Origin of the sequence: Streptacidiphilus albus JL83 (genome assembly GCF_000744705.1) — a bacterium.
Taxonomy (GTDB): Bacteria; Actinomycetota; Actinomycetes; order Streptomycetales; family Streptomycetaceae; genus Streptacidiphilus; species Streptacidiphilus albus.
Map to the genome: position 1 here is coordinate 2,237,753 of NZ_JQML01000001.1, position 18,203 is coordinate 2,255,955.

General features: G+C 68.5%; 13 protein-coding genes. 6 read left to right on the top strand and 7 right to left on the bottom strand.

Annotated features, from left to right (window positions below; translation table 11 throughout):
• The first annotated feature begins 65 nt into the window (after positions 1–65).
• Together BS75_RS09705 and BS75_RS47970 are read left to right on the top strand one after the other, a co-directional pair.
• A complete protein-coding gene (locus BS75_RS09705; protein ID WP_042441176.1) occupies positions 66–575 on the top strand; it encodes an acyl-CoA thioesterase in 510 nt (169 codons plus the stop codon).
• 631 nt (positions 576–1,206) lie between these two features.
• A complete protein-coding gene (locus tag BS75_RS47970) occupies positions 1,207–1,743 on the top strand; it encodes a DNA alkylation repair protein (RefSeq protein WP_052069304.1) in 537 nt (178 codons plus the stop codon).
• A gap of 9 nt (positions 1,744–1,752) precedes the next feature.
• Here the strand turns inward: BS75_RS47970 and BS75_RS09715 are convergent, their stop codons facing one another.
• Positions 1,753–3,102 carry an IS701 family transposase gene (locus tag BS75_RS09715; RefSeq protein ID WP_034087588.1) on the bottom strand — a complete coding sequence of 450 codons (1,350 nt, stop codon included), beginning with the start codon at positions 3,100–3,102 and terminating at the stop codon, positions 1,753–1,755.
• A gap of 156 nt (positions 3,103–3,258) precedes the next feature.
• Here BS75_RS09715 and BS75_RS09720 point away from each other — a divergent pair, with 156 nt between their 5' ends.
• The gene (locus BS75_RS09720) at positions 3,259–3,972 is read left to right on the top strand and encodes a hypothetical protein (protein WP_034087930.1); all 714 of its coding nucleotides are present in this window, start codon (positions 3,259–3,261) and stop codon (positions 3,970–3,972) included.
• 7 nt (positions 3,973–3,979) lie between these two features.
• Here BS75_RS09720 and BS75_RS09725 read toward each other — a convergent pair whose 3' ends face one another.
• Complete coding sequence (locus BS75_RS09725) at positions 3,980–4,372, bottom strand: hypothetical protein (protein ID WP_034087931.1); 393 nt, start codon at positions 4,370–4,372, stop codon at positions 3,980–3,982.
• Positions 4,369–5,214, bottom strand: a complete 846-nt coding sequence (locus BS75_RS09730; RefSeq protein ID WP_034087932.1) for an IS5 family transposase — start codon at positions 5,212–5,214, stop codon at positions 4,369–4,371. Before BS75_RS09730 ends, BS75_RS09725 begins: the two co-directional genes overlap by 4 nt.
• Before the next feature lie 418 nt (positions 5,215–5,632).
• Between BS75_RS09730 and BS75_RS09735 the strand changes: the two genes are divergently transcribed.
• Entirely contained in the window at positions 5,633–6,652 is a 1,020-nt protein-coding gene (locus BS75_RS09735) for a hypothetical protein (RefSeq protein WP_034087933.1), read from the top strand.
• Here BS75_RS09735 and mobF read toward each other — a convergent pair.
• Positions 6,645–11,669, bottom strand: a complete 5,025-nt coding sequence (mobF, locus tag BS75_RS51400; protein WP_034087934.1) for a MobF family relaxase — start codon at positions 11,667–11,669, stop codon at positions 6,645–6,647. The genes BS75_RS09735 and mobF overlap by 8 nt on opposite strands.
• 317 nt (positions 11,670–11,986) lie before the next feature.
• Between mobF and BS75_RS09745 the strand changes: the two genes are divergently transcribed.
• Positions 11,987–12,475, top strand: coding sequence for a hypothetical protein (locus tag BS75_RS09745; protein ID WP_152646301.1), 489 nt, complete (start codon positions 11,987–11,989; stop codon positions 12,473–12,475).
• Between the two features lie 94 nt (positions 12,476–12,569).
• On the opposite strand, the gene BS75_RS09750 is transcribed toward BS75_RS09745, so the two are convergent.
• The 3 genes from BS75_RS09750 to BS75_RS09760 form a co-directional block, all read right to left on the bottom strand.
• Positions 12,570–12,953 carry a hypothetical protein gene (locus tag BS75_RS09750; protein ID WP_034087936.1) on the bottom strand — a complete coding sequence of 128 codons (384 nt, stop codon included), beginning with the start codon at positions 12,951–12,953 and terminating at the stop codon, positions 12,570–12,572.
• A gap of 60 nt (positions 12,954–13,013) precedes the next feature.
• On the bottom strand, positions 13,014–13,919 hold the full coding sequence (locus BS75_RS09755; RefSeq protein WP_034087937.1) for an RNA polymerase sigma factor sigma-70 region 4 domain-containing protein: 906 nt from the start codon (positions 13,917–13,919) through the stop codon (positions 13,014–13,016).
• A gap of 200 nt (positions 13,920–14,119) precedes the next feature.
• On the bottom strand, positions 14,120–15,352 hold the full coding sequence (locus BS75_RS09760) for a hypothetical protein (RefSeq protein ID WP_052069305.1): 1,233 nt from the start codon (positions 15,350–15,352) through the stop codon (positions 14,120–14,122).
• Between the two features lie 809 nt (positions 15,353–16,161).
• Between BS75_RS09760 and BS75_RS09770 the strand changes: the two genes are divergently transcribed.
• Positions 16,162–18,093 carry an alkyl/aryl-sulfatase gene (locus BS75_RS09770; protein ID WP_042440640.1) on the top strand — a complete coding sequence of 644 codons (1,932 nt, stop codon included), beginning with the start codon at positions 16,162–16,164 and terminating at the stop codon, positions 18,091–18,093.
• The last annotated feature ends 110 nt before the right edge of the window (positions 18,094–18,203 follow it).

The following is an 18,203-nucleotide window of genomic DNA, read 5'->3' on the forward strand; positions in this document are numbered from 1 at the left end:
GCGAGACTACCGCCAGCGCCTACCTTGGCAGCGACGCCCTCCCTTCTCACGTGCGGTGCTTCACGATGACGAGAATCAGTTTCAGTGATGACGGTTACGGCGACTACTGGGATGCCGTGATTGAATCTACGGAGAAGCTCGATCTGCGCTCCAAGGAATCCGTATATGCGGAAGTCAGCTTCTATCACGCCGTCCAGAGGTACGACATCGACGCATCTGGGATGTGCAGCCCGGCCGCCTTATGGCGCTGGTTCGAGGAAGCTGAAGGTGCCCTTTTGGAAAGGGTGGGACTGGAGCCAGGCTTCTGTTTCCGGCTCCTGGCCGTGCACCAGGAAATGGACTACCGTCGCCGACTCCGCCACGCGGATGAGGTGCAGATCCGTCTGGCAATCGCCGGCGTGGGACGCTCTACCGTCTGCTACCGACTGCGGGCCGAGCACGATGGTCAGATATGTATGTCCGGCCGGACCGTACGCGTGCTCGTCGATCCGGCAACAGGCGGCTGCCAGCCGTGGCCGGACATGGTGCGCACTCTTCTCACGCGGTCGCCGGACAGCGATGATCGCGCACGGTAGTGGAAGCCATGTCCGTTGGCCGTGTACCACCTGGAGCGCGGGCTTCGTTCCCGCTGATGACATCGCCCCGCCCCGCCCCGGATTCCACAGAAGCCAGATGCAATGGGAATCCCGAGCCGAGTGTTCTCATCCGACCTGGCAACCCCGCAGCTCAGCACAAGATCCACAGACAGGCCCAACGCGACCGGACACCCGCCGTGCTGGCGCTGGGCGCGGCCGTCCTGCTGTCCCTGCCGTTGCTGCGCGGACCACGTCCCGGGCTCGACCCGGACGGAAGGCCGACAGTCGGGCGTCCGGCCCTGGTCGGCTTCGCACTGGCGCTCTCGGCGGTAGTGCCCGCCCCCGCGGCCTGGAGTTCGTCGGTGTTCAGTGCGAAGTACAGCCACTCCGGTCGGCCTGGGTCGAGCACAGCTGTGCCACCGTTCCCGCCGGAAGCTACGGCTGCGGAGTGGAGGGACAGCGACTGTACCGCTGCGCGACTGCCTGGCCGGGTGCCCCCGCCACCGAAAGGGCGGCCGGACCGCCCGTCGCTTCCCGTCCGGCCCGCGGGCCGCCGGGGAGCGGGAGCCGCGGCCCGGCCCCCCGAGCATGTGAGGATGACCCTGTGCCAGATCAACTCGCAGATACGATCATGACCAGGCTGGTCAAGCTCTACAGCGCCGCCGCCGACCCCGAGCAGGCTGTCGCGCAGTCCGCCTACCTGCGCAATCGCTTCACTCACCTCGGCATCCCCACCCCGCAGCGCCGCGCCCTCTCGCGCGAGGCGCTGGAGGGACTCCCGCTGCCGGAGGAGGCCGACTGCATCGCGGTGGCCCAGCGCTGCTGGGAGCTCCCTGAACGGGAGTACCACTACTTCGCCGTCGACTACCTGCGCGGCCACGTGGACCGTTGCTCGGCCGAACTGCTCCCGGTTCTCCGCCAACTGATCGTCACCCACTCCTGGTGGGACACCGTCGACCACCTCGCCGCCAACGTGGTCGGACCGCTGGTGGCCGCCGATCCGGCTCTGGTCAAGGCCATGGACAAGTGGATCCGTGACGAGAACCTCTGGCTCAACCGCGCCGCGCTGATCCACCAACTCGGCTATGGCGAGGCGACAGACCCGGAGCGCCTGTTCAGCTACTGCTCGATCCAGGCCCGGGACGAGCACGGCAGCTGTAGATCGTGATCTTTGGGTTCATGGGGTGCTGTCGGCGTAGGCGTGCCAGCGTTGGTGGCAGGCGCGGGCGCGGTGTTGGTGGCGGCGTCGCCAGGCGGACCAGCGCAGGACGTGGCCGGCGTCCCGGCGGGGCGTGGGGAGGATCAGTAGCCGGAGCAGGCGCAGGAGTTCGAAGCTGCTGAGTGGGACCAGCTCGAGCCCGGCGGGTGTGGGTTCGCCTGCTTCGAGGGCGGTGGCGACGGCGAGGAATGCGTAGGCGACCAGGGCGGCGGTGGACCAGCGGTGCCAGCTGGTCCAGGTGGTGACCTGGCCTTTGTCCAGGCCGACGGTGTTCTTCGCGGCTTGGAAGTCTTCCTCGATCTTCCAGCGCAGGCACACGATGCCCACCAGCCGCGCCAGGCTCGCCGGTATCGGGCTCCAGCAACGGTAGTAGGAGACGGTTCCGGTGTAGCGGTGGCGGCGGGCCAGCAGCACCGAGACCCCGCCTTCCGCGTGGTCGGCGGGGGTGTCGTCGGGGTGGACGTCGAGCATGGCCCAGTCGTAGTCGCGTGCGCCCTTGCTGCCGGTTCCGGTGCGCATCCGCTGCCAGGCCCCCTTGGGGACCAGGGCTTTCGCCTTGGCGGCGGACAGCCTGGCGCCCGAGGGCAGGGTGAGGTGGTGGCTGCTGCGGACCGCGACTGCGTAGCCGAGGCCGAGCCGGCGGCAGGTGGTCCGCAGGGCCTTGGCGCCGTAGACCTCGTCCCCGGCGAAGAAGCTCGCGCGGACCCCGGCGGCGTGCGCCTTCTCCAGCATGGCCTGGGCCTGGGCGGTCTTGGTTGCGAACATCAACTCCTCTGGCACGCCCGTGTGTTCGCGACGCTCCTCGTCGGCGGCCCACTGACGGCCGAGGTAGTGGACGCGGTCGACGATGGTGTGGCCGCGGCTGGTGGCGTAGGTGAGGTGGACGGCGACCTGGCACAGGCCGATCCCGCCGAGCGAGCCGGAGTACTGGTGGGCGGCGCCGACCGCGTCGGTGGAGGACTTCGCGTCGCCGGTCTCGTCCGCGATCAGCACCGCGTCGCCGTCGTCCAGCGCGGCGACGGCCCAGGCGGCGGCCGCGTCCAGCACCGCTTCGTCGTCCCAGCTCGCGCGGGAGAGCAGGTGCTGCAGGCGGTGTGGGCCGCTGTGGCCGATCGCCTCGGCCAGGGTCCAGCAGTTGACGTTCTCCAGTTCCATCAGCAGCCCCTCGGCGAGCTGGCGGAACGTCGAACGCGTCTCCCGGCGGGGAAAACCGCTGGCCACAGCGCCCATGAGGTCCTCGAAGAGCTCACGGTGCCAGTCATGCGCTATCGTCGGCGCGGCAGCCGCCGCGTACTGATGTTGAGTCACATCTCGTCATGATCGCGGCGGCTGTCCTCATGCCCGCAGACGGCCCCGGCCTCGCTGACCAGGAGCAACACCACCGAGATCACGATCTACAGCTGCCGTGATATCCCACCTCCCACGTAGGCCAGTCACGGGCAGCGCCGCAATGGAGGATCTGCCATGCACCAGAACCATGCCAGGAAGAACGCCGCCCGCGAGGTGCAACGCCAGCAGGGACTTAAGTACGCAGAGGCATTGAAACTCGCGCGAGCCGAGCGGGCCACCGGTGGCGCGGACGGGACCACCCGTCCCAGCCAGCAGATCCGTCCCGGCGACCCCAGGCCGGTCGAACTGCGCGATCTGGTGGCTCATCACTTCGACTCGATCAGCGCCTATTTCTACGAAATCCTCAGCCACGGTGAGATCGCCCACGACTACGCGGAATACTGCCGGATGCTGGGCTACCGGTTGACCGACGCCCTGGAACACATGCTGCTCCTCGTCGGCACGTACACCGCGCACATGCAGGAGAATCGACTCTCTCCGGACCGCATCCGTACCTATCTCCAAGTCCGAGATCATGCGGAGGTCGACGCCTTCGTTACACCTGCCGCCCGGCAGCAACTCGGCGGGCTCATGGGTCGGCCAGATACCGAAGGCGACCTGAGCGTCTGGCACCACGTAGGTGAAGGTGTGAGAAATCGTGGTGCTTGGGTGGAGGCGGATCGCGAAGCGATGCTCCTCGGGCTCCTGGCCTCCCTGTACGCCAACGTCCCCGATGACAGCCGAGCTCTCGATCACCTCCCGCCAAACGTCCGCAGGTACGCCCACGATGCACTCGCCCTGAGGTTCAACGCCGATGCAGGGCAGGATGCCCCGGAACCGCCCATCTGAGAGGGCGTTAAGTCCGTTTTTGGTAGATGCCTCGTCCGGGTTGGGTGAGGACGCCTTGGCGGACGAGTCGGCCCAGGCGACTTCGGGTGGTGTTCACGGAGGCTTCGTCGGTGGGCAGGTCTAGGAGTTCGTGCAGTTCACGGGCCCGGAAGGACTGACGGGGATGGTCGTTGAAGTGGGCCACGAGGCGCTGGTAGGTATCCGGTGCCGGCCGCGGTTCGGCCCCGGGGCTGATGATGCCGTCGATGACCTTCGAGGTGGTCTGCAGTTCCGTGAGGTGTGCTCGGGCCTCGACGAGGGCCGCCGTGAGGTCGTCGATCTGCCGTTGCAGGTCCTCGGTGTGTGCGGCGGCCTGGTCCTGCTCAGCCTGGAGGTGCCGCAGCAGGTCGGAGACGTTCACGCGGCCAGCTCGAGGTCGCGCCAGGGGCAGGCGGGGACCGTGAGCCGGCGGGCCATGTTCGCGATGGCCGCCCAGTAGACACGGGCCGTGGAGTTCTCGGGACGGTGGTCGTACTCGCGCACCAGTCGCCGGTGCAATATCAACGTGCCGTTGACCTGCTCGACCACCCACCTCTTGGGCTGCGGAACGAAGCCCTTGTCCTCGGGGTTGCGCTTGACGACGTCGACTGTGATGCCCAGCACCGCACCGTGGATGATCACGGCGTCCTTGAAGCCCTGGTCGACCAGCGCCTTCTCCAGGCGGTTGCCACAGCGCTCGGCGGCCTGGTCCAGCAGGGCGATTCCGGCGGTGTTCTCGTGGGCCGAGGCCGGCAGCACCACCACGCCGATGATCAGCCCCATCACGTCCACAGCCAGCCCACGCTTGCGTCCCGGAGTCCTCTTCGCCGCGTCCAGTCCCGTAGTCGTCCTGGGCACCCCGGCAGCCGCCCGCAGCGACTGGGTGTCCAGGACCACCAGGGACGGGTCCTCTAATCGGCGCGCCCGCTCCCGGACCTGGCAGCGCAGCAGTTCCTGGATCCGCTGGTCCAGGCCGTCCCTGCGCCACTGGGTGAAGTAGTAGAACACCGCCGACCAGGCCGGCAGGTCATGCGGCAGATACCGCCACTGGCAACCCGTCCGGTTCTGGTAGAACAGCGCGTTCACGACTTCCCGCAGATCGCACGACCCCGGGTCCCCGGTCGCCGACCGCGCCACCCGCTCCAGCTTCCACGACGTGATCATCGGCTCGATCAAACCCCACTGATCATCCGTCAGATCACTCGGATACGCCCGACGTTCCATGCCCCCATGACACAGCCCAAGCCCCAACGGGCACCCCCGGATGCCGGAGAGTCCCACGAACGAGCGACGCCAAACCATCAAGAACGGGACTTAACGCCCTCTGAGACGACGGTTCCGGAGTGCAATGCCTCGGCTAGCACCCCGGAGGCCGCCGTTCTGGCGCGTCGGAGTAGTTCCCTGGGGCCGTCATCTTGTTACTGCCGTGGGAGTCACGATCTAGCGACGCCTCAGCGAGCCGGCCGCGAGCCTCCTTGCCATGGTCCGCATGATGGGATTGCATAGACGTGGCTTACCAGGGGCCTTCTGTGCACTTGCCCGACCAGCGGGTGTACTGAAAAGGAGCTCGGCTCACCTGTGCTTGTCGTCATGCCCATGGTCATGTTGTCCTTCTTGCCGGGTCGGCGGCTGAGGTAATGACATGCCCCGTGACATCAGTGCGCGCTTGGCTCGCGCCGTGTCCTGCTACACCGGCGAAGCGCACGAGTCTCTGCGTGCGCGCATCCAGGCTGCTCCGCCCGACTCCGCATTGATCCCTGAACCCACACAGGAGCAGGCTTGCCTGGAGCGACAGATCTTCCACACCTTGGCATGGCCGGACGATATGGCGCTCTACCCGTGGGGAATCAAGCGTGTGGTGCCGACGATCCACGGCCTGACTTTGGAGCTCGAAGGCGATCACGTCGCCCCCCACGCCGCCAAGCTGTTGCCTCGAATCGACGAGTACGAGGAGGTCCGTGGCGTCCCTGGGCTGCGGGTAGAGAAGTGGGTCGATGAGCAGCTCCAGCTTCATGTCCTGGGCACTTCGGCAGCGGTGACCCTGACTGGATTGAGTCGGGGTGCCTGGGAGACAGCAGTCAAGAACATGAGTGGCATCGCCCGCGAGGAGGGCGAGACGATGTGCGACCGGGTCTGCTCAGGAGCGTTGACTGAAGGAGAGTGGTGGTTCGCGCGCGGGATGCTACAAACAGCGGCTCCCGTGGCATGGGTCACGAGCGGATTGTTGCGCCGGATCGCGCTCTTCAACACGATCGGGATGCCGATTTACTTCACCTCCTGGCGGGGCTGGGGAGGCGGCGACGAGTTGTGGTGCTTCGATCTAGACCATCAACCCCGTGGCGATGGCTGCGAGCACCACTCCTTCTTGCGCGCGCTGACGGATGAGACCTTCGGGCTGCCACTAACTGTGCTTGACATGCGCTGCGGTGTCGACAAGCCCTGGCACGGCAGTTGCTCACTCGATGTTGGCAGTTCTAGCGGAAGACCGGGGCAGATGAACTTCCGCTTCAACCGGCGCAAGGGCGAGCGGGTAGAGCGCTGGGCCCAGTGGCATCCCGAGTTCATGGAGGCCAAGCAGCAGATGTGGGGCTCGCCCACCCGGCAACCCTTGGCCTCGCTGTTCCGTTGGCAACTCCGGCGGAACCGATTGTCTCTTACCTGAGCCTTGGTCCCTGCCGGTCCTGCCGGGGCTGTTGGGGAGGTTGTGCCAACTGGCGCGGAATTTGGACGTCGGCGCGCTCCGGACGCGACTCAGCTGCTTGTTGCGGAGTTGCCGGGGTCGTGCGCCGTTGCGGTGCATTGGCCGTGCGGGATGCCCTGCCACCGCGGTGCTGAAGTTGCTCGCGGTGGGCCTCTCGCTCGGCGGCGCGGCCGGCCCGGCGGCGCTCAGCGAGGGTGGGTTCCTTGTCGGGGGCGGCGTAGGGCGCCGTCGAGTCGACGGGTGCCGCGCTGCGGGCGGTGCGGCTCTCCTCGGTCAGGTGGCCGGCCTCGGTCATGACGGTCGTCAGGCGTTGCGTGACTGCGGGGGTGCGCAGGGCGGTGTCGTCCAGGGTGGGGTTGTGAGTGAGCCATGTGGCTCCGGTGCGGGTGGCGAGGTCGCGGACGACGGCTGTCTGTTCCTGGGGGGTCAGGGTGCGGAAGAGGTCGGCGGCCAGGGTGCGCCGGGCGGTGTCGTCCCGCGTCGGCGCGGGCGTGTTGGTCCCCTGGGTGCTCTGGGTGAGGTGCTGGGCGGCGAGGGCGGCTGCGGCGGCGGTCCAGTAGGCGGTGTGTCCGGTGCGGCCGGTTTCGATGTAGGGGCCGGCGGGCAGGGCGGGGTCGTTGTCGGTGATCTGGTACTGGTCGCGGTAGGCGGCGATGGTAGCGAGGTGGCGCTGCCAGTCGGCGTGCGCGGACGGGTCCTGGGGAGCGTGGCCCAGGTCGCGGCTCCAGTCAGGGCGCTGGGTGGTGACGCGCTCGGCGAGAGTTGTGAAGCGGTCGGCGATCAGCTGGGCGCGCTCGCTTAGGTAGGCGCGGTGCATCGGGTTCATCGCCTGGTCCGCAAGCGGGGCGGCGACCCACGCGGGCAGATCCGAACGAAGATCCGCGCCTGCGCCCTGAAGTGCGCGGACCTGCCCCATCAGCTCCGGCAGCCGGTTGCCGTGCTCGTGTCCCACGGCGGGGGTGAGGTCGATGCCGTTGTTCTCGGCGGCCTTGAGCGTCCAGGCCAGGGTGCGCCACTGCTCGGTTCCGCGGCCGGAGGCGCGCAGCTCGGTGGCGGGCGTGGGGTCGGTGGCGAGGTAGCGGTTGATACGCCAGGCCAGGACCTGGCTCACGCTGTCGACGCCGGTCACCGCACGCGCCTGGGCCGCTTGGCGCAGCAGTTCATCGGGTTGGTGGCCGCCTGTCTCGGCGCGGCGCAGGGCGGCGGTCAGGGCGGGCCAGGCGGGTTCGGCTTGGGCCTGGAGGGCGAGCTGTTCGCCCAGGGCGGTGTGGGCGGCAGCTCGGTGGCGGAGGGCGGCGGGGATGCGCTGCTCGTGGTCGGGCACGCCGCGTTCGACCAGCAGCGTGCGGCTGTGATGGGCGAGGTCGTTCAGCAGGTCCGGGCCGGGGGCGGTGCGGGCGTGGGCGGTGTCGAGCAGCACGGTGGTGTCGTGGCCGGCGCGGTGGGCGGAGGTCAGGGTGGCTGCGAGCTGAGGCCAGTCACGGTGGGCGGTGACAGTGGCCGGGGTGGTGCCCGTGCTTCCGGCGACCTGGGCGACGTACCGGTCCAGTTCCTCGCTAGACACGTAGGGGTGACCGGCGGGGGTGCTCCCGGAGGCCGCGATGGTCCGTAGGGCCGCGGGGGTGGCGATGGCGGTGGTCGGGGTGAAGTCGCTGGCGGCCAGGCCCAGCAGGGCTGCGTAGCGGGCGGCGTCGGCGGTGGTGGGCCGGTGCAGGTGGGCGGGAGCCTGGTGGTCCTCGGTGTGGTGGTTGATGCGCCAGGACAGCAACTGGGCCGGTGAGTCGGCGGTAGTCAGATCGCCTTGGCGGGCTGCTGCGGCGAGGAGTTGTTCGGGCTGCCAGCCCGCTGCTTGGGCGGTGCGCAGGGCGCGGGTGACGGCGCTGAAGGCGGGGTCCTCGATGATGCGTGCGGCGAGGTCCGGCCCGAGGACGGTGGTGGTGAGCTGGGTGTAGTGGTGGCGGGTGAGGGTGTCGGTGGCGTGGTCGTAGCGCGGGACCAGGGTGGCCAGGGATCCGGCTTCTTCCTGGCTGTTCTTGATGGTCTCGGTGGCGGTGTGCTGGGCGCCTTCGCGGGCCAGGACGCGTTCGAGGACTTCGCGGGCGGCGAAGGTGTCCGGGTCGTGGCGGGTGGCGTCGAGCTGGTCGTCGGTGTCGAAGGCGAGGAGTTCGTGGGTGACGGTGTAGATGGTGGTGCGCTCGCGGGCACGGGAGATCTGGACGTAGAACTGTTCCCGGTTCATGTCCTCGGTGACCAGCGGGTGGGCGGAGTCCACGGTGCCACCCTGGGAGCGCATCACGGTGGAGGCGTAGAGCAGTTGGACGTTGTCGCTCACGTACGCGGCTGGCAGGGTCAGGCGTCCGCCGTGGTCCAGGTGGCGCACCTTGAGTGAGCCGTCCTGGTGGCGGGCCATCACCTGCCAGGCGTCGCCGTTCTTAACGAAGTCGCGACCCCGGTTGGTGGTGATCTTCCGCGCGTTTTCGCGGGTGACGATCCAGTCCCCGCGCCCGGCCCGGTTGCCGTCGGCCAGCTGCACCCCGTCTGCCTCGACCTGCCCGGCGGTCACACGGTCTTCGCGGGCGCGGGCGGACAGGGCGGTGACATCGGTGTTGGTGGCGGTGCTGATCAAGGTGGTCTTCCCCGCCAGCATGTCCGCCTTCCACCCCTCGTAGGCGGCATCGACCATCGCTTGGCGCGACCCACCGTGGATGCGCTCACCGGCCAGGTAGAAGTCCAGGCCGGCCCCGTCGCCAACGCGGATCTTCAGCGTGGCGGCGGCCTCGTCCTTGTCGGCGAATCGGTGCAGTTCGGTCAGCTCGTAGGCGCCGACCTCGTGGTGCACCTGGCGCAGGATGCCGCCCGATTCCACGGCGGCCAACTGGCGGTAGTCGCCCAGCAGCCGCACCACCGCACCGCGGGCGGCGGCGAACTGCACCAGGGCGTCGACGTTGGCGGTGCCCGCCATCCCGGCCTCGTCCAGCAGCACCACATCCCCCGGGCGCAGCAGGAAGGAGGCGCGGCTGCGCGGCACCGGGCGGCCGGACTGGAGAGCCTGGGCGGCGGGGCCCTGGATGTACTCCCACAGGAACTTGTGCAGGTTCTCCGCCGGGCGTCCGAGGTCCTTGGCCAGGACGGCTGCGGCTGCCGCTGAGGTGGCCAGGGGGATGACGCGCTGGCCGGCCTGGGAGGCGACGTGGACGTACGCCTGCATCGCGGTGGTCTTGCCGGAGCCACCCGGTCCCAGGCCCACCACGACCATGCGGGCGTCGGTGGCGAAGCCCTCGACCAGGGCCCGCTGCCCGGGGTCCAGGGCGCGGTGGCCGCTCTCGAAGCCGTCCAGGGCGGCGGCGGTGAACGGTCCGGACAGCCCGACCGCCGTGGAGGTCTTCGCCGCACTGACGACGCGCCGCTCGGCGTCCAGGACAGCTTGGGAGGTGTAGCGGACGGCGGCGTGCTGCTCGAAGACCGAGGCCCCGTCCGAGCGCTGGAGCTCGGCGGGCTCAGAGATCAGTGCGGGTGCGGTGACCTGCACGCTGCGTTCCGGGGCCAGGGCCGCGGCCACGATCCGGGCCGTCCAATCACTGTGCTCCTCGCTGCTGGCGGGGCTGTGGTCGCGCACCAGGCGCTCGGCCTGGGCGCGCAGATTCCACACCGTCCAGGTGGATCGGCCCTCCGCCACGGCGAGGATCGCCCGGTCGGCCAGGGCGCCGAAGTCGAGCACCGGCCGCTCGCTGCCCGGGGCTGGCTGGGGCTGGTGGGCGGTGGTCGGCACAGCAGTCATGAGCTGGCCGATGGCGGCGGGTCCGTGGACCTGGATCAGGCTGCGGGTCCAGTCGGTGCGCATCTCGTTCAGGGAGCGGGCGGCCGTCTTGCCCTCGCGGGTATCGAGGTTGGCCTGCCGCGCCAGCTTGTGCGCAGCCCCCGTTCCGGGGTCGCGGCCGTGGTCGGCCCGGTAGCTGCGCAGCAGTTGTTCGTAGCGGGCTTCGATCTCGGTGCGGCGTGAGGAGAAGTGGGTGATGAACTCGGTCGGGACGCCGACGATCTCACGCACCGGCTCCTTGCTAGAGGAGCCCGGACGGGCGGCGAAGGAGACGCCGAGCCGGGCGGTGAGCTCGGTCTCGAAGCGGGTGTTGTAGAACTCGGAGGCGGCCACCGTGGTCGCGTACAGGGCCCGCGCGTCCAGTGAGCGCCACTTGCCGTCCACCCCCATGACCTTGGCTGAGACGGCGACGTGGGTGTGCAGGTTCGGGTCGCCGGCGCGGGAGTCGAAGTGGTCGAACGCGGCAGCGATCAGGCCCTTCGTCTCGATTTGGGCCTGCCCGGTTGAGCCGGTGCGGGTGAACGCGGCGTGCTGCTCCAGTAGCTCCAGCGCGGCGCCCCGGGCGGCTTCGTGGGCCTGACGCACGGCCGCGCGCACCTGGTCACGCTCGTCTAGCGCCCACAGCAGCGCGGCCGACTTCACCGGCGCGAACACGACATCGAAACCGGCCACGGCCGCGCGCTGGCGGGCGGACTCCTCACGCTGGACCTTCTTGACCTCGGTCGCGGTGGGTTCGCGCCGCGCCCGCTTCTCAAGGACCTCCAAGCGGCCGGCCACGCGGGACTTGAACGAGGCCAGGGCCTTGTACTCGGGGAAGCCCCGGCCCAGGGTGGCGCTCTTCACCGCAGCGGCCACGACCTTCTCCCGCTGCTCCTCCCCCATCCCGGCGGTGACGTTCTCCTCCAGGTAGGCGGCAATCATCCGCTCCGCGTCCGGGTGCTGCCCCAGGCCGAAGAGGTGCTTCATCTGCGCCTCGGTGACGGTCTGCCCGTCCAGGTCCAGCAGGGGTGCGCCGGCGCCCACCCAGATGCCCGCGGGGTTGCCCTTGGCGGTGTAGTAGTCGGCCGCGGACTGGCCGCGCTGGCGCTGCACGTCGCCGCCCGCGACCTGCCGCGTCAGGTAGGTGTAACCCGTCCCCGAGGTGAGCTTGTGGATGGTCATCAACGCGACCACCACTTGACTGATTGCGCCGGGATACAGCGAGGGGACGACGCTATTCGCGCCGCCTTTTCCACTGCTCCCGATCGTGTCATGGGAGCAGCTTATATCCGCGCAGCGGGCCATGCTCAGAATATCTGCAAGAGGTGTCTGGCTGGCTTCACTGATGCTGCGTACCTGCTGCTCAGAGCGTCACTGTGCTCGGATCGTGAGATTCTTCTACGGTTCACCTTCCATTGTTTCTCATTGCTTCTCATCGTTTATCCGCAGCAAGATCCGGGGGTTTCCTGACCTGGGGTTCTGCGGTTATGGTGCGGTGCATGAGTGGACGAATTGCAGCGTCGCGTTCAGCGGCGGTCAAAGCAGCACAGGCGGCGAAGGCGCAGCGAGATGCTGAGCGGCTGGAGCACGAGCGGAAGGTGGAAGCGGCGCTTGCTGACTTCTACGAAGGGATGGCGAAGGCGACTGCTCTGAGGGCGCAGGCGCAGGTTCGCGCGGCGAGGCTGATCGCGGAGGCCGAGGTCTCCGCGGTGGAGCCGGAGAGGGCGGCGAAGGAGGCGTTGCGCACGCTGGCCGGCCTGGGCGAGTCGCGAGATCAGATCGCTGAGCTGACGGGGCTCGCCATCGCGGATGTCCGGGCGGCGCTGAGCACGGCTTCGGCTTCGGCTTCGGCTAAGCGGGGCCCGGGAGGCAAGAGGGCAGCTCCGAGCGAACCGGAGCCCGCAGAGCGGAGCGGTCGTCCGTTGGATCAATCGGAGGGTCGGGAGGTGGCGAATACGTCGTTGGAGGCGGTGTCGGTGCCGCCGTGATCAAGTGCAACCGTCAGGTCGCTGTGCCTAGTCATGCCGATGCCCGGCCCCAGTCTTGCTGGGGCCGGGCATCGGCATGTCCGAGGCGAGTCGCCTATGCGATGTGCGGGACGAAGCCGCCCCGAACGTCGGCTCTGGACACCAGCTCGAAGAGGTGGGTGTCCATCAGCTCCGCGGGGGCCTGGAGGACGAGTACGCCGCCAGCTCCGGCGACTGCGTCAGCCCACTCCGTGCGTTCGGCGAGCTGCCCCTGCTCGCTGATGGTCGGGATGAGGACGCCCACGTCGCCTGGGCCGTCGAGCACGCACATGGTCGGACGGGCGAGGGCGGTCCAGTCCGCCAAGCGGACCGGTGCGCCGCCGTCGTAGAAGGCGAGCGGTGGTAGGTCGGACACGCCTTCTGCTTCGGCGGGTATCACCACGCTGGGAACGGGCGAGATCAGGAAGCGGCAGCTGTCGCCGGGGATGAGGTTGGGCACCTGGCGATTATGACCCGCACGTCCGACAGCATGACGACCACACCGGCCGCCTGCCCCACCTCAGCGCTTCCAGAAGGTGTCGAACTCGCGTGGGTGGTAGCGCTTCACGGGGGCGCCGGGATCTACCGGGCCCGGGGGCTGGTTGCTGGGGTCATCGCTCTCTTGAGCGCGCTTGATCCGCTTGCTGATGGCACTGAGGGTGACCCCGTAGTGCTCGGCGAGTTCGCTGGCGCTCTGCGGGGCGCCGCTGAGCCAACGAAGCTCGTCTGCGGTGGCCTCCCGGGGCTCGGTGATGTATCCGAGCTTGGTGAGTTCGGTGAGGAGTCGGAGGCGGGGCCAGAAGCGCGAGCGGCCGATCTTTCCGATGCTCATCGCGGCCAGCTCGGGACGGCGCATGAGGGACTTGATCGCTTCAACGTTGCGCCCCGTGAGCTCGGCGATGCCATTGATGTCGATGACATCCTCGCCGGCTGCGGTGGTCGGCGCAGGCTGCTCCGTCTCCTGGGGGATGGAGGTCGTCGCGCGAGCACCCCCCCGGGTGCTTCGGCGAGACAGCCACGCTGCGACGTCGCCGGCCCGCCGACGTCCGAGTCCATCTCCTTCGGGGAAGGGGTCCTTCGCCGAGGGTCCGTACATATTGGGGTAGGTGCTGACTGTCTTCGCGTTGAGTCCGGTGCGCTTGGCGACCTCGGGCAGGGTCAGTAGTAGATCTGGGTCCTTCACGAGTTCGCTGACATCGATTCGGCCGGCCTCGTTGTCCCGAAGCCAACCCTCGGCGCCCACCCGGGGATAGTGCTTTTGCCGTCCGGGAGTCTCGATCTCGTCGGGCCAGCCCGGCAAGGTCGTCCAGTTCCGGGCAGTCGACTCGGAGACGCCCGTCGCTTCCGCGAGCTGCTTCACGTTGATCACGTCGGGCAGTCCGGCCAGGCGGTCGGCCAGTGGCACGGGCGGGGTGTCGACTGACATCCGTGGGTCTCCTCGGTGGCTGACGGGGAAGCGATTCCTTCTCCGCTTCAACATGCACTAATTTACCTAGTGCGGGACGCGTCCTTCGGGCAGCGTCTTCGTGGGAGAAGACCGGCGACTTGCCCAAGCCGACCCATCGAGGTCGGTACGTCCCCCTCGGGGGACGTGTCGCCGGTCTTCGTCACGTCGTGCACCTGCTGCTAGGCGGCAAGGTACAGATGATGGCGGGTCGAGTCCGGTTGCCGCTGCTCGTGGACCAGTCTCTCCCACCAGCTCTCGAAGGCTGTGCGCTGCTTGGCCAGCGCTCCGGCAGGTGCGACGGCCAGGGTGCGTTCCAGGGCCGGAAAGCTGGGCCCACGAGGAACGATCTCAGCCCTGGTGATGCCGTAGCCGTCCGCACTGGCGGAAGCTCCTGCCTTGTGAGCGTGCCAGCGCGCGGCTTCCTCCACATCACCTCGCGCCCCCGTGTAACCGATACGGACCGAACGCCAGGTGGCCCCCTTCCTGGTCGGGTCGTCACGTCTTGGGTGGACGATTCGACGCACGTCGTAGAGCGACCACATCTGCTCCGGCTGTTCGAGTCGGTACTCGAATCGCCGTTGAACCTCGTAGAGGCCGTGGAGGCGGACGACGTCCTGCGCGGACCGAGAGCCGAAGAGACGGGACCGCGGGTTCAGGGCCAGCGCGGTGTACTCCAAGGCGAGCGCGTCGGCCCCGATCTCAGGTTCCGCGCGCCACCGCTCGACCAGCTCAGGCAATCCGGCCCGGCTACCCGCGAAGGGACAGTACCCGCACGCCGAACGCGACCAGCGCTGGTTGAAAAGGGAGTAGAGAAAGCGGTCGCACTGCTCCCGGTCCCACCCCCAATCGTTGATCAGGGGGTACTCGGGTTGTCGGCAGGCCGTGGTGTAACTCTGGTCTCGGACCGCCCTTCGTACCTCCTCAGCTGCGAAACCGATCACGTGCCGGAACGGGTGCCCTTGGTACTCGTCGGCATACCAGGCATCCAGCACGGAGCCTTTGGCTCGCCAACTACACAGGCGCCGCTTGGCGGCCACCTGCGGCACAGTCCCACTTGTCTTGAGTTCATCGGACAAGCGCCACGGACCACGCATGATCATCCGCTGGGGCTCCCGGGAGTCGTCCAGGACCACGTACCCCCCGGCCTGGGCTGCACGGGATATCTGTACGAACCGCACCTCAGCTGCACGCATCAGCGGGAGCAGGTGCTGCTCCATCAACCTGCGGGTGATGTCGGGTTCATCGCCGGTCATTGCGGTGACGACCGTCAGCCGGTCCAGAGGGAAGTCTCGCGTCTCCGGCTCGACCAACCAGCGGGCGAGGATGGAGGCGCTGTCCAGCCCCATGCCGAAGCTGAGTGCAACCGGCAGATCGGCGATCGGATTCACGCGGCGCACCCCGTCCCAGGCCACGGAGCAGCACCTGCTCCGCATCCGCGAGGCTCCTCCGACAGAAGGGACCGCGCGCCAGAGAGTTCACTGGCCTCGCTGATGATCTGCTTCATCGACAGGTCGTTGCGGAAGCGGTGTCCGATCTCGTCCTCGACCTCGGCGTACTCCGCAGCAAGCTCCGGGTTCATGCGGGCAGAGATCGTCAGGTCCCTCCGTGACGCGAGAGGGCAGAGCCGGCAGGAGAGTCGACTGACAGAGCGGTAGGCGGGGTGCCAGGGTGCTCCGCTCGCCTTGATCGTCCGCCATACCTCCTCGGTACTGAAGTCGCGTATCGGAAGCCAGCTGGTCACCTCCCTGCGCCCGGAGCTGGCTGCCGTGTCCACGGCGACCGTCGGCCGCCGGGCGCGGGCGCGGCTCTCGGCAGCTCGGAGCCCGAGGGCGGACAGCAGGCGTGCGGGCCGGCCGGGGATTGCCAGCTCCCTGGCGGTCTCGGTGTAGAACTTCCGGGCTACGTCTCGCTTCATCCCGGAAGTGCTTCTCTGCACTTCACCCATTCGGGTGCAACGGGTGGTCCTGAACTCGCTATACCTGGTCGGTGTCAGCTGCTTGTCGCTCACGAGGTCGGCCAGATCAGCTCGTCCAAACCTCCCACCTTGGCTGGACCGGCTCTGATCGTTCCGACCCACGTCGCCGTCCGCCTTGGATACGGGGAGGGACAGCTTGTGCAGGGCCACCCGAATGGGCCTGTCGCGTTGCTGGTCCAGGGGTGCGCGGCAAGCGTGTGGCGTGGGGCATCGTGCCTGCGACCGCGTCGTTGTTGCGGTCGGCTGATGGACGTGACCGATTGGAGTCCTCTCGTGGTCTACTCGCCCAAGCCCGCCACTGCCGCGACCGCCGCATCGAACCGCGAGGCCGTTGCTCGGTTCGACATGGATGACCGGCAAGACTTCGCGGACGCCGACCGGGACCTGATCGCGCCGTTCCCGGACAAGCTGCGCGGCGCGGACGGTCACCTGATCTTCGACACCGCCAAGTTCGACTACCTGTCCGACGACGCCCCGGCCCCCGACACCGTGCACCCGAGCCTGTGGCGGCAGTCGCAGCTGATGCGCAAGGGCGGCCTCTACAAGGTGGTCGACGGCATCTACCAGGTGCGGAACAACGACCTGGCCAACCTCACGGTCATCGAGGGCGACAGCGGCCTGGTCATCGTGGACTGCGCGTCCAATGTTGAGGCCGCCTCCCAGGGCATGGCGATGATCCGTGAGCACGTCAGCGACAAGCCGGTCGCCGCCGTGATCTACACCCACACGCACATCGACCACTACGGCGGGGTCAAGGGCGTCGTCAGCGCCGAGGACGTGGCCTCGGGGAAGGTGCCGATCATCGCGCCGGGCACCATCGCGTCCTTCGACAAGCACGCCATCGGTGAGAACGTCATCGCCGGCAACGCCATGTCGCGGCGGGCCGGCTACGCGTTCGGCAGCCTCCTCGAACTGGACCCCACCGGTTGCGTCACCTGCGGCATCGGCATCACGTCGCTCCCGGGGGTGACCGTCTCCTACATTCCGCCGACCGACCCGATCACCGAGACCGGGACGAAGCGGGACCTGGGCGGGCTTGAGTTCGAGTTCCTCTACGCCCCGGACACCGAGGCGCCCGAGGAGATGCACATCTGGATCCCGCAGCTGGCTGCGCTGACCTGCGCGGAGAACGCCAACCACTCGCTGCACAACATCCAGACCCTGCGCGGGGCCCGCACCCGCGACGCGCGCAACTTCGCCCGCTACCTGGACGAGACCCTGGAGCGCTGGGGCGACGACGCCCAGGTCCACTACGGCCCGCACACCTGGCCGGTCTGGGGCAACGAGAACATCACCGGGTTTATCGAGTCCCAGCGCGACACCTACAAGTACATCCACGACCAGGCGCTGCGGCTCGCGAACAAGGGCTACACCCCGCTGGAGGCGGCTGAGGAGATCGAGCTGCCCGAGGAACTGGGCCGCAAGTGGTTCAATCGCGGCTACCACGGCACCCTGCACCACGACGTGCGCGCGGTGTTCACCAAGGAACTGGGCATGTGGGACGGCGACCCGGTCTCCCTGCACCCCCACCCCCCGGTCGAGTCCGCCCGCCGCTTCGTCGACCTCATCGGCGCCGAGAAGGTCATGGCCGAGGGCCGCCGCGCCATCGACGCCGGCGACTACCGCTGGGCCGCTCAGATCCTGCACACCCTGGTCTTCGCCCAGCCCGACAACCAGGCTGCCCGCGAACTCCAGGCCGACGCCTACGAGCAGATGGGCTACCAGGCCGAGGGCCCGCAGTGGCGCGGCATCTACCTGACCGCCGCCAAGGAACTGCGCCAGGGCGTCCAGGCCGCCACCTTCGCCACCGCCAGCCCCGACACCATCCTGGCCATGCCCCTGGACATCCTCTTCGACTACGCCGCCGTCCACCTGATCGGCGACAAGGCAGCCCAGGCGCACCTGCGCATCGACTTCCACTTCACCGAAGCGGACGAGACCTGGACCATGTGGGTCAACCGCGGTGTCCTGAACGCCCGCCGCGGTGCCTCCCCAGACACCCAGCTCACCGTCACCGGCCCCAAGGCCGCGCTGGTGGGCGCCCTGCTGAAGCCCACCGCTGCCGCACAGCTCGCCCAGGCCGGCCAGCTGAAGCTCGACGGCGACGAGCAGGTTCTGCTGACGCTCGCCGGACTCTTCGACGAGTTCGACCCCAACTTCAACATCATCAGCCCGTGACAAGGGGCTGATGGGCGCGCCCGGCGGGCGTTGGGGCTCTCGCCCAGCTTCTGCGACCACGCAGGCAGCTGGGCGAGAGACGTATTCGGGCTCGCGGGATGGGCGTATGA

Bases quoted from the DNA above. Each gene is read 5' to 3' on its own strand.
- BS75_RS09705 (WP_042441176.1), top strand. From the start codon at position 66: ATGACGAGAATCAGTTTCAGTGATGACGGTTACGGCGACTACTGGGAT.
- BS75_RS47970 (WP_052069304.1), top strand. From the start codon at position 1,207: ATGACCAGGCTGGTCAAGCTCTACAGCGCCGCCGCCGACCCCGAGCAG.
- BS75_RS09720 (WP_034087930.1), top strand. From the start codon at position 3,259: ATGCACCAGAACCATGCCAGGAAGAACGCCGCCCGCGAGGTGCAACGC.
- BS75_RS09730 (WP_034087932.1), bottom strand. From the start codon at position 5,214: ATGGAACGTCGGGCGTATCCGAGTGATCTGACGGATGATCAGTGGGGT.
- BS75_RS09735 (WP_034087933.1), top strand. From the start codon at position 5,633: ATGCCCCGTGACATCAGTGCGCGCTTGGCTCGCGCCGTGTCCTGCTAC.
- mobF (WP_034087934.1), bottom strand. From the start codon at position 11,669: ATGACCATCCACAAGCTCACCTCGGGGACGGGTTACACCTACCTGACG.
- BS75_RS09745 (WP_152646301.1), top strand. From the start codon at position 11,987: ATGAGTGGACGAATTGCAGCGTCGCGTTCAGCGGCGGTCAAAGCAGCA.
- BS75_RS09755 (WP_034087937.1), bottom strand. From the start codon at position 13,919: ATGTCAGTCGACACCCCGCCCGTGCCACTGGCCGACCGCCTGGCCGGA.
- BS75_RS09770 (WP_042440640.1), top strand. From the start codon at position 16,162: ATGGACGTGACCGATTGGAGTCCTCTCGTGGTCTACTCGCCCAAGCCC.